Here is an 11987-nt window from a genome sequence, read left to right on the forward strand (position 1 = left end):
GAAAATAATGTCAACTTTGGAAATTAAGGATTTGTACGCTTCTGTAGAAACAAAAGAAGGTCGCAAGCAAATCTTAAAAGGCGTAAATCTTACTGTTAATTCTGGCGAAACGCACGCAATTATGGGTCCTAACGGATCTGGAAAGTCTACTCTTGCATACACTTTGGCAGGGCACCCAAAGTACGAAGTCGATTCCGGCCAGGTGCTTTTAGACGGCGAAGATATTTTGAAAATGACTCCTGACGAGCGAGCAAAAGCCGGACTTTTCCTCGCAATGCAATACCCAGTAGAGGTACCAGGCGTGTCGATGACGAATTTCCTTCGCACTGCAAAAACCGAAGTTGAAGGCAAAGCTCCATCTTTAAGAAGCTGGGTTAAAGAACTTAGTGAGGCTATGAAAAAGCTTCGAATGGATCCAAAATTCGCGTCTCGTTCTGTAAACGAAGGCTTCTCCGGCGGCGAAAAGAAGCGTGCTGAAGTTTTGCAACTAGAGCTTTTGAAACCAAAGTTCGCGATTTTGGACGAAACTGATTCCGGTCTCGACGTTGACGCGCTTCGAATTGTGTCTGAAGGCGTGAATCGTGCTAAAGAAAACACCGGTTTGGGCATTATGATGGTTACGCATTACACGCGAATCCTCAAGTATATTAAGCCGGATATTGTGCACGTTTTTGCGCAAGGTCACTTTGTAAAGACTGCAGGCCCGGAGCTTGCAGACGAGCTGGAAGAAGAAGGCTACGACAAGTATTTGCCGGAAGGCGCAACTGAGTCGGCGCTGGCGTAAGTGCGGCTTATAAAATAATAGTTTTAAATAACGGCTTAGAATATGACTAAAGTGACTGAAGAAAATATTATGCGAGAATTTAGCGATTTGCGCTCGCAGTTTCCGATTTTGCGTCGCACAGTTCACGGCACTTCGCTTTACGATACTGTGCACGGAAAACCCTTGATTTACTTGGATTCTGCAGCAACTTCACAAAAGCCGCAAGTTGTAATCGACGCCGAAAAAGAGTTTTACGAAACGATTAACGCAGGAGTTCACAGGGGAGCGCACGAGTTGGCGGCTCTTTCCACGGTTGCGTTTGAACAAGCGCGTGCTAAGGTTGCGTGGCTTGTTGGAGCGTGCGCGGAAGCTGGGCGTGAAGAAATTGTTGTTACTCCGGGAGCTACGGGCGCGCTTAATCTTCTTGCAACTGCTATTGGTAACGCTAGTGCGAAAGCGAGAATTTGCGAAAAAAATAGTGCTGATTTAGCTGGTACTGCTGATTCTAAGTGTGATTTTCGCAAAAATTTCGCTCTTCGCGAAGGCGACGTAATAGTCGTATCTCGCGCGGATCATCACTCTGTTTTACTGCCTTTCCAGGAACTTGCTCTTCGCACGGGAGCGGAGCTTCGCTGGATTGACGTAACAGAGGACGGCCGCGTGCGCACGGATGCGGAATATTTACGCACGATTATTGACGAACGCACGAAAATCGTTGCAGTTACGCATATTAGCAACGTTACTGGCGCTATTACGGACGTTTCGTCGATTTGCAAGCGCGCTCACGAAGTCGGCGCGATTTTTGTGCTTGACGCATGCCAGTCAGTGCCGCATATTCCGGTTGATTTCCACGCGTTAAACGTTGATTTTGCAGCCTTTAGTGCGCATAAAATGTACGGTCCTACGGGAGTTGGATTCTTGTATGGTCGCCGCGAGCTTTTGGACGCGCTTCCGCCGGCCAATTTCGGCGGCTCAATGGTGGAGCTTGCTTGGCTTAACAAGCCGGCGCAATACATGGATGCGCCCTACCGTTTTGAAGCTGGAACTCAGCCTGTTGCGCAAATGGTTGCAGCCGGCGTTGCTGCGGATTGGTTGCGCGAGATTGGCATGAGCCGAGTTGCAGAGCATGAGCAGGAAATTGCTGCAGAATTGCTAAAATTACGTGAGATTCCGGGCGTTCGCATTTTGGGGCCGACTGATTTGAGCAAGCGAATTGGCACGGTTGCTTTTGAAGTTGAAGGCGTGCATCCGCATGATGTTGGCCAGTTTTTGGATGCGCAAGGCATTGCGATTCGCGTTGGGCATCATTGCGCTCAGCCGATTCACCGTCATTTTGGCGTGTACGCTTCCAACCGCGCGTCTGTTGGAGTCTACAACACGATTGACGAAGCTCGCGCTCTTGTTGAAGCCGTGTCCCACGTTCGCGCCTACTTTGGTGCATAATGTTGTTAGCAAGCGAGTTAGTGCTTTAGCGAGTTAGAGTTGGTAAGGAGAGCGAATGTTTGATATGGGTTTTGGTGCAGGTACTGGTTTTGGTGCAGGTTTTGGGGATACGTCTGGTGACGGCTTAGAAAGCATGTATCAAGAAGTGATTTTGGATGCTGCGCGAAATCCGCACGGCAAAACTCATTTCGAAAGCACGGACGCGCTCGCAAAAGCGGAACTGCAGGAAGAAACTCAAGAATCTACTGAATCTGCCGAATCTGCAGAAAATACAGAATCATCCGAAAATAAAGAATCTGCCGAAATCACTCTAAATAATACTCACGAAAGTTGCGCTGTGGCAATCTTTGCAGAAAACTCTGCTTTAGGTCAATCGCACCAATTCAACCCAACTTGCGGCGACGAAGTCACAATGCGAGTAGAGCTTTCAAATATCGCAAATAATAACGAAACCCCCATAATTTCAAGCGTTAAGTGGGATGGTCACGGCTGCTCAATTTCGCAAGCAAGCCTTTCGATGATGGTTGATTTAGTCGAAGGAAAGTCGGTTGACGAAGCCTTGCGATTAGACGCGCTTTTCCACAAACTTATGGAATCTCGAGGCGAAGGTTTGCAAAGCGAAGAGGACGAAGATGCTCTGGAAGACGCAATGGTTTTGCAAGGCGTATCGCGCTACCCAATGCGAATCAAGTGCGCACTTTTGGCGTGGGAAGGCCTAAAAGACAGCATCGCAAAAGCTTCACAAAACTTAAATCCGCAAATTCTTGGCAACTTGTAAAATCGAACTTTGGTACAAGCAAAGCAAGGAATATTATGGCAGAAAATAAATCGGCAGTTGAGGTGGCGGCGTCGACACCTTTAAGCGCGAACGACATCGGTAGAGTTACAGAGGAAGATATTTTAGATTCTTTACACGATGTTGTAGATCCGGAATTAGGCATTGATGTTGTTGATTTGGGTCTTGTTTACGGAATCGAAATTGACGATCTTGGTCGCGCGATTATTACCATGACGCTTACCACTCCTGCTTGCCCGTTAACGGAGCTGATTGAGGACGAGTGCGCGAATGCGCTCGCGGGATTGGTGGAAGAGTTCCGCATTGACTGGACGTGGAAGCCGCGTTGGAGCGTTGAAAACATTAATGAGGACGGTCGCGCGCAGCTTGAGGCGCTTGGCTACAATATCAACAGTTTGCAAGCGAGTTTTGCGGCTGGAATGTATGGTTCTGGGGTAGTTGGAGATGCGTCAATGAGCGCTGGTATTCCGCCAACCGCGTGAATTGGATTGCGTTAATATTCTTCTTCTTAATCTACTTAGTGATCTTATTAGTAATCTACTTAGTAATCTTCTTAATAATCTACTTAATAATCTTTTTTAGTATAGGCATAAGTAAGTGGGAATTATGTGCGCTGAAATAAAAGCAGTTAGTGCAAGCGGAGTCTGCGATATTCGCGATATAAATAGTGTGCGCGAAATAAGTGATGTGCGCGAATATGTTTCGCGCGGAATTTCCGACGTTGTTTTCGATTTGCATATGCTGGTGGATTGGGATGCGCGCCGCACCTTGGCTGCGGATTATCCAGATTTTATTGGGGAAGTGCTTTTTAGTTTCGAGCCGGAATGGGGATTTGAGTTTCACGAGTCATTGCGCGAGGCCGGGTGGAGTTGCGATCAGGCGATTGATTCGTTTGATGAGCATCACGGGCCTGCGGTTACGTGGCTGTATCGCTTGTATTTTGAGCGTTTCGAGCGTGGTTTTGCAGGCGAGCGCGCGGATGCTTGCGGTCAGGCGCGCGAGTTGATTGCGAACGGTGTGCGCGTGTGGGCGCTTGGTAACGCTTCTTGCGATTGGCTAGACTTCGCGCGAAAAAATTGCCCAATACTCGGCGAACTTAACGGCGTTTGCGCTTCTTGCGAAACGCATTTGCGCAAACCCGACGTAATGCTTTACCGCGCGTTTTTGCAGCAAGCTAATCTTTCGCCTTCCTCCACGCTTTTCCTTGAAAGTGACTCTCGCGCCGCTTCTGCAGCGTCGCTGCTCTATTCTTAAGCTGCATCTTAAGCTGCTCAAGCAGGTCGTCGCGCGCTCTCAGCCGCTTCGAGCGAATCGTAGCCATACATGCGCACAGTATTCGCAATTATTATTTGCGTAAGATTTAGATTTTTCGCGCGCAAGTTATTCACAAAACGTTGGTATTTTGCGAAAGTTGCGTCAGAATACGTGCTTAATTCGCCTCGCAAATACGTTTCAAAAGACGTATTTTCTGCAGTATCCTCGCTACTTTTAAGCACGCGCATCACAAAACCCAAATGTGGGTAGCGCTCGCGAAAATCTGCAGCCCACTCAACTTGCGCTAAAATAATCTGCTCCTGCGCGCTTTTTCTTGGCTCCAAAATCGGCTTAATATAAGGCTTAATCGTGCGCTCAAAAATTTCCGGTGCAGTCGACTCCATCATTCGCGCATACTTTTCCGTAATCAAATTGCGGCCGATTTGATTCGCGCGCTCAAGATCCTGCTTATAAGACTTCTGCAAATCCAGCGGCCACGCCAAAAACTGACTCATGCGCATAATGCGAAAAGTTGGCCAGTTTCCTTGACAATTCGCGCGTCCGCCTTCGTTTTCTGTAAGCTGAAACTGATTCCACTCAAGTTTTGTAATTTCTTCTGCAAGATTTTCTGATTTTTGATTTTGCGCTTCCGGATTTTGCACTTCCGCAAGATTTTGCGCTTGCTGTTTTTCTTCTAAATCGCACATCATAAGCTCCTTAAGCACGCAGCGCGCGAATTAATATGCGCTTCAACGTACGGTCGCTGCCATTCCAAAAAAGTTTCGCCGCAATCGCTTAAGCCCTCGTATTGCAACTCGCGCACAATATCCTCGCAAATACTGTCAATTATTTGCGTAACTTGCTTTTGCGCAATACTATCGCCTTTTCCGCCTTCGCCAAATCCGTTTCCGCCAAAGCAAGCAGCGGAAGAAAGTCGCATTACCGCCTCAAGTTTGCTGCACACTTCCGGAAGCCTAGAAGCCATGCGATTGCTGAGCTTTCGCAATGCCGCAAACTGCCACTTGTAGTACGGCAAGTAGCCTGCGGTTACGGGATTGTTGAGTAGAAAAACGAGGGAAGCGGTTGCGCGCACGAATTCGTTTATAGAAAGCCACGCTGCGGAAGAGTCTTTTCGCGCGATCATGCGTGGGAAATTGTATTGGCCGGCTTGCGAAATCATGCCGAGTCTTCTGGAGATTAGTGAGATTCGCACGTCGTCCGGCATGAGTTTGAAGCTTTGGCGCGCTTTTGAGAACTCGCCAAGAGGATCCGCGAAAATTTTGCCGTTCGTCGCTGCGGCAAGCGTTGACTCGCTTAACGATAGCCATAAGTGCGGCTCGTTTGCGGCCGGGGCAGTGGGGAAGCCGGTTAGATTTTCGAAAAATTCGCTTATGCGAAATACTCCGACTCGCTTGCTGCTTTCGCATGATTTGGCGCGCGGCGTTTCGTTGCGAGAGTCAAAACCGGCGTATTTTCGCGGAAGTGCGTCGTAAGCGTTTTGCAAATCCGCGCCAATTTCCGCGTAATCTTCGTCGGTAAGCCACAAGCAGAAGCCGGGCCCAAAATCGTGGTCGCGCGAAATCTCGTCGTCAAAACCGTAGCATTCCGAGCCGTGACCAACTAATCCTGCTGCAATGCGATTTTTGTACCTCGCAAATTTTGGCTGATCAAGTAACGGCTTTCCGTAAGTTTGCCAGTATGATTGCGCAAGTTGCATGCCGGTTTTTATGTGTGGGGATGTTATGCGTGGGCTTGGTGATTCGTGAGTTGGTGATTCGTGAGTTGGTGATTCGGGAAGTTCCGTAGATACTTCTACAGATTCTTTCGTAACTTTTTCTGCCAACTCGCGCGTCTGCCGCAAATTTTCCGCCGTAATCGCGTAAGATTCGCTATCTTTTCCGTAACATTTCGCAATCAAATCAAGCGCTTTACTGTAACTTTCCGCCGCCTGAGCGTACTCTCCGCGCGCGCACTGCACCTGCGCAAAACCAGCCAAAGCAGAAGCGTAGTGCGGCTGATTTTCGTTATTTCCAGCGATGTACATGCGAACGCTGGTCGAAGCGTGCTTAAAAGCGGATTTAAGAATCTCGCTAACAAGAACCGCGTTAGTATTTGCATCTGACTTTTGTGAGCAGTTTTGTGAGCAGTTTTGTGAGAAGTTTTGCGAGGAGTTTTGCGTGCGTTCTTGCGAGTACTTTTGCAGCATCGCAAGCGCAATATTCGTGTGCGTGGCGGCAATATCGATGTCGTGATCAGGATTCGTGCTAGTATTCTGCAAAATCTCAAGCGCCTGATTAAGCTCCTCAATTGCTTCACTCGTGTTGCCTGTTTCGCTGTAAAGCATCGAAAGATTGTTGTGAAGCGCTGCGAGCTTGCGGTTTTTAGCGCCGAGCGTTGTGGCTGATTCGTTAAGAGCCTGAGTGTAAATTTTTTCGGCGCGATCGTAGATGCCTGCCGCGCGAAGACTAGTGGCGGCGTTAATCAGCGTGGTTGTGCCGGCTTCGGTGCCGGCTAGGTGCATCTTTTTTGCCAAATCTAGCGCATTATCAATGATTGGCTTGTTTTTTGCATGCTCTCCGCGCGAACGGTAGAATCCCATGAGTTCGTTGAGAATGGAAAGTTGGAGGGGATTGGTTTCGTCGGTTTCGGCGGCTGCTGTACCTTCCGCGGTTTTGGAATTTACCTGCGTTTCGGCAAGTTTTCGCAAAAGGTACGATTCGATTGCGTTCGCGCCCGCGTGATTCGCGAACATTTCGTCAAGCTCGCTATAAAACTGCGCAGCGTTCTGCATCAAAGCCCCCTTGCTATTGCGCTCGTTCAATCAATCGACTTTAACTTTACAGCCACGTAAAGAAACTTCCGTAATCTTCTCGAGAAGCGACAAAAACTTTACGCGCGCTAACTTATTTTTGCGCTTCTCTTCCGTTTTTTTTTTTTACTGGCTAGCATAGGTATTAGGAGTATGCATTTTCGCTGATTGAACAGGAAGATAAATGAGCAAGAAGAGCGTGAGGAATAAAAGCGGGATTTATAAAATTGTGGCCATCTGTGCGTCTGCGATTGCGGCAGTAACAATGACGTTGCCAATGGTTACAAGCGCAGTCGGGTTGGTAGGTAGCGTGCGTTCCACTTCCGCGATTTCCGGCGCTGCTGCTCCAAAAGCCCCAAAAAATGCCGCGCATTCGGCTGGTGCGGGTTCTGGTCGGGTTTCTGGCAATCGTGCTGCTGGTGAGACATCTGATTCTACTAGTTCCGACAATCACATCGATTTATCTCACGCTACATGGGTTGAGAATGAAAAAAGAAATCTAGAGTGGACTTTAGTTGGTGAAAATAATTCCACATTAGTCTTAAGGCAAAAGAATCAAAATTCAACTGTTGATGCTAATGCATTAATTTATTCTGACGATGATGGTATTTTTAACAAAACTGGCAGTTTTGGTAATGTTCATGAATCTAACATAAAGAAAATTGTTATAAATGGTAAATTCAAAGTTCATAACGCTGAACACATGTTTAGATCTTTTGACCATACAGAGCTAATACAAGGATTAGAAAATATTGAATTCGTTAAGAAAGATAATGAACCTGTAAAAGTTGATGGTATGTTTACTGGAATTGGTAATTATCCTTCTAAAATTTCTCGTAATAGTCTTAAAAAGCTTGATGGCATTGAAAACTGGGATATGAAAAATGTTCAAGACGCTCAAAGCCTGTTTGATCGTTGTGGAAAACTTGAGAATCTTGATTTGAGCGGTTGGCAAAACGTTAATTTCACTGATATTCAAGGAATGTTTCAGTATTGCGATTCTTTGAAGACTGTAAAACTTTTTTCTGCTAAAAGTGGTACATTAACGAATATAAATCATTTATTTGAGTATGATAAAAATCTTAAATCTGTAACAGGTTTTGAAAACTGGGATACCAGAAACGTTACGAATATGGGAGCTATGTTTAACGGTGATGAATCGTTGAATGCTATTGATTCATTTGCTAAATGGAATACTGGAAAAGTTACTAGTATGAACGGCATGTTTGCTTCAGCTAAAAGTTTGGAAACTATTAAAGGTTTAGAGAATTGGGATACTAAAAGTGTTAAAGACATATCATGTATGTTTATGAATGATGAAGCTTTGACTAGTATTGGTTCTCTTGCTAAGTGGAATACAAGCAATGTTATTGATATGGACGCTATATTCCAAGGCGCTTCAAGATTGAAAACTATCGAAGGCCTAGAGAACTGGAATACCTCGAATGTTAAGTATATGCAATTTATGTTTTACGGAGATGAGGCTCTAACTAGTATTGGTTCGCTTGCTAAGTGGGATACTAGCAAAGTCGTTAATATGTCTGAAATGTTTCTCAATACCAAAAATCTGAAAACTATTGCTGGCGTTGAAAACTGGGATACTAGAAGTGTTAAAGATATGTATGCAATGTTTTATGGCAGTGGAGTTGAGTCTTTAGATTTAAGGAGGTGGCAATTCCCACAAAGGTTAGTTAAAGATGGAAATAATTCTCGTTATGCAACTGCTGGCATGTTCCAAGATTCTAGTTTAAGAGATCTTACGCTGTTTGTGGATAGAGTGGGTAAATTTAATAGAAACTATTCTATTTTTCCTGATGGCATATGGCGCAAATCCAAAGGCAAATCTGCTATTAAGCCTGGAGAAAATATTGATTTTGTGACTAATAATTCTGGACCTGATTTTTACTATCTTCGTCGGGTTCGCGATTATATTAAAGTTACGTTTGACAGCAAAGTTGGGAACGCTGAAAATCCTAATAACACAATTACCTGTATTACTGACGCATTGCAAGGTCAAAGTCATACGTTAGGTAAGAATAATACGTTAGGTAAGAATACAGAGTTTGTGAATTGCACGCATAAATATACTCCTGGTAAAGATCTTCAATTAAGCGGTAAATCTACTTACAAAGATAATAAAGAGAAACTAGCTTTACAGGCGGAAGATCTTGGTTTAACTTATACTGCTAAACTTATTCGCGAATCTAAAAATACTACTACTATTGATGCATTGAAAAATCTTCTTAAAGAAGCGGATAATTCTCGTTATAAATCAATCATGACTTTTGATGAGATTAGAAAATCTCTTGGAATTGTTGATGGGGATACTGTTAAGTGGAAACAACTGTTAAAACCAATATTTGATTCTGCTCATTATAGGCGTGGTGGGAAAACTCTTATTATGAATAGTGGATCTAATGGTGATGGCAGTATACAGATAAATTATTTGCTTGATAATAAGTTAAATCTGGATATTAAAGATGAGAATATTAAAAATGCGTTTATACTAGCACCTTGTGACGTCACTTTTACGGCTGATGTAAAGCACAAGCCAAAGCCAAAGCCGCCTGTTCCACCAACGCCACCAACTCCACCAGAGCCAGAGCCACAGCCTGGTCCGCAACCTGGTCCTTCTCCGACTCCGACTCCGCAACCGGTGCCGCAACCGACTCCGACGCCAACGCCTGGTCCAGAGCCTAACCCAGCGCCAGTACCAGCGCCGAATCCAGATGATTCTGGTATTTTGCCAGGCATAAATACAAAGCCTGATTTGAATATTAACCCGACGCCGAATCAGACTCCGAACCCAGATTTGATCCCGACTCCGAATCCGTTTGATTCTTTCGGGCATCCTTTCAAGCGCGCGCCTGAAAACGCGCTTCAAAATCCACTTCAATCAATCCAGGGCGCTGACGCAGAAAATAATGCGCTTCGTCGTGGGTTTGCTAATCGTAATAATCCCAATAATCGTAATAATCGCACTAATGACGCCAATTTCGGAGCGCAAAAGCAGTTAAATAGCAGCGACGGAACTTGCAAATGCGTGTGTCCAACTTCACCGTCGGACGCAAATTCGCATAATTCCGCCGGTTCGGCAAAAAAGCCGCAAAATAACGCTGCGTCTTATCAAAACGGCAATAAGTGTTCATGGTTGCAAAATGGCGGCTTGGTTGCTGGGTTGGTTGCTGGATTGATTGTGTCGTGGCTGATTATGCTGCTTATCGGCTTTGCTTTGGGATATAAGATGAGGAAGAAGCGCGACGAGAAGCAGATTGTTGAAGAGTAGCAGATGAGATCGGCACGCTTAGAGTGCGTTTGCGCGACGACCTGCTTGAGCGCAGCACAGCGCGCGCGAAAGCAATTCGGAGCGTGAGCTTGCGTTACACCTAACTCAAGTACACAAACACGAGACAACATGCGCGCAAATGTGTACGTACACCCAACTCAAGTCCACAAACGCGAGGAGGTGTGCGCGCTTTTGTGTACTTACACTCGACCCAAGTACACAAACGTGAGGAGGTGTGCGCGCTTTTGTGTACTCACACCCAACTCAAGTCCACAAACGCGGATAATTTTCCGGCAAATGTTTCATAAAATGGCTGATGCGCTCGCACTACAAGTGCTCGCTACGAAACTCGCGTTGGAAGTCCACTGGACTTCCAACTTAAGCGAGTTTCCGCTCCGAGTTACTTTCGCGCGCTACGCTCTAAGCGCGAAAGCAGGTCGTCGCACAAACGCGGGGAATTCTCCGGCAAATGTTCCATAAATTGGCAAAAGCAGCTACAAAACCCAACCTTAATTGCGCGAATTATTTTAAATTCCTAAGTTTATAATCTACAATTCACGCACGCTTTGTATAGTTTAATTTATGTTTGCTTATATAGACGATTCTGGTGACTCTGGGTTTAAATACGACAGAGGTTCGACGAGATATGTCGTGATAGCAGCATGTATTTTCGATTCTATTGAAGACATTACTCATGCTTGGAAGTTGATGGAAACAGCAAGATGTGAGGAACACAATGGTGAATTCTTTCATAAGTATGATCGAGAATTTAAATATAATAAAACGCATCCTAAGCTTAAAGATGTGTTTTTTGATTGCATGAAATCGGCCAATTATCACGTACGAGTAATTATTGCAGACAAAACTAAAATTCGTAGTAAAAATTTATTAAGTAATCCTAGGCTACTAAAAAGTTATATGATACGTCAGCTTTTTACGCACACATTTGGAGTGGTCAGGGAATGTGTTTTGTATATTGATGGACAGGATACTCGCGCTTTTTCTATTCCTGATGCAGATTATCTAATGAATATAGTTAATAAAGTATGTCCAGGAACATTAAGTAAGGTTGATTTTGTTGATTCAAAAACCAATCCAATGATTCAATTGGCGGATATGACAGCTGGAGCTGTTCATGCAAAATTGGAAACTGGTAACCCAAAAGCATTGGCGCATTTTAATACTTTTGCTTATAGGACTAATAAGCCGTTAGGAACGTATTGGGTGTTTACAGATGACAAATAAAATTTTGCTAATTTGCAAAATTTTTTGCCGCAAATAACAGACAACTTCTGTACTGATTTCGAAAATAGCAGATAAAAAATTATAGTCCCTCTATTCATTACGTTATGTAAAGAAACGCACACCAGCGGGTGACTATTCGAGAGACTATTTGAAATTTTATCAGATTAGAATAACGTTAGCAACACGTTGTAGTTTGTGTTGTTTGTAACTGCGCGGGTGTAACACATGAGAAATGAAATCCTAGTGCAGCGCGACGACCTGCTTGAGCGCAGCATTGCTCGCGCGAAAGCAATTCGGAGCGTGAGCTTGCGTTACACCTAACTCAAGTACACAAACGCGAGGAACTATGCGCGCTTTTGTGTACTTACACCCAACTCAAGTCCACAAACGT

9 protein-coding genes are annotated in these 11987 nt (G+C 45.0%); 7 read left to right on the plus strand and 2 right to left on the minus strand.

Annotated elements, in window-relative coordinates; all coding sequences use genetic code 11:
• Nucleotides 1-7 precede the first annotated feature (7 nt).
• The 5 genes from sufC to ACTJLE_RS03890 all read left to right on the plus strand — a co-directional run bounded on the left by sufC (nucleotide 8) and on the right by ACTJLE_RS03890 (nucleotide 4256).
• A complete protein-coding gene (gene sufC, locus ACTJLE_RS03870; protein WP_004110671.1) occupies nucleotides 8-784 on the plus strand; it encodes a Fe-S cluster assembly ATPase SufC in 777 nt (258 codons plus the stop codon).
• Nucleotides 785-853: 69 nt separating this feature from the next.
• Nucleotides 854-2206 (plus strand): SufS family cysteine desulfurase, encoded by a 1353-nt coding sequence (locus tag ACTJLE_RS03875; RefSeq protein ID WP_481267514.1) that lies wholly within the window; start codon nucleotides 854-856, stop codon nucleotides 2204-2206.
• Between the two features lie 55 nt (nucleotides 2207-2261).
• Entirely contained in the window at nucleotides 2262-2984 is a 723-nt protein-coding gene (gene sufU, locus ACTJLE_RS03880; protein WP_481267502.1) for a Fe-S cluster assembly sulfur transfer protein SufU, read from the plus strand.
• 35 nt (nucleotides 2985-3019) lie between these two features.
• Nucleotides 3020-3484, plus strand: coding sequence for a metal-sulfur cluster assembly factor (locus tag ACTJLE_RS03885; RefSeq protein ID WP_481267503.1), 465 nt, complete (start codon nucleotides 3020-3022; stop codon nucleotides 3482-3484).
• A gap of 124 nt (nucleotides 3485-3608) precedes the next feature.
• Entirely contained in the window at nucleotides 3609-4256 is a 648-nt protein-coding gene (locus ACTJLE_RS03890; protein WP_481267504.1) for an HAD family hydrolase, read from the plus strand.
• A 17-nt stretch (nucleotides 4257-4273) separates the two neighbouring features.
• Here the strand turns inward: ACTJLE_RS03890 and ACTJLE_RS03895 are convergent, their stop codons facing one another.
• Together ACTJLE_RS03895 and ACTJLE_RS03900 are read right to left on the minus strand one after the other, a co-directional pair.
• Nucleotides 4274-4963: a DUF4125 family protein gene (locus ACTJLE_RS03895; RefSeq protein ID WP_481267515.1), complete on the minus strand. Its 690-nt coding sequence runs from the start codon at nucleotides 4961-4963 to the stop codon at nucleotides 4274-4276.
• A complete protein-coding gene (locus ACTJLE_RS03900) occupies nucleotides 4963-7047 on the minus strand; it encodes a DUF4037 domain-containing protein (protein ID WP_481267505.1) in 2085 nt (694 codons plus the stop codon). The genes ACTJLE_RS03895 and ACTJLE_RS03900 overlap by 1 nt, the downstream gene beginning before the upstream one ends.
• A 202-nt stretch (nucleotides 7048-7249) precedes the next feature.
• Here ACTJLE_RS03900 and ACTJLE_RS03905 point away from each other — a divergent pair, with 202 nt between their 5' ends.
• Both ACTJLE_RS03905 and ACTJLE_RS03910 read left to right on the plus strand, forming a co-directional pair.
• Nucleotides 7250-10351, plus strand: coding sequence for a BspA family leucine-rich repeat surface protein (locus ACTJLE_RS03905; RefSeq protein WP_481267506.1), 3102 nt, complete (start codon nucleotides 7250-7252; stop codon nucleotides 10349-10351).
• Between the two features lie 582 nt (nucleotides 10352-10933).
• Entirely contained in the window at nucleotides 10934-11596 is a 663-nt protein-coding gene (locus ACTJLE_RS03910; RefSeq protein ID WP_481267507.1) for a DUF3800 domain-containing protein, read from the plus strand.
• Nucleotides 11597-11987: the final 391 nt, after the last annotated feature.

This window comes from Gardnerella sp. CCPDSM, assembly GCF_056754715.1.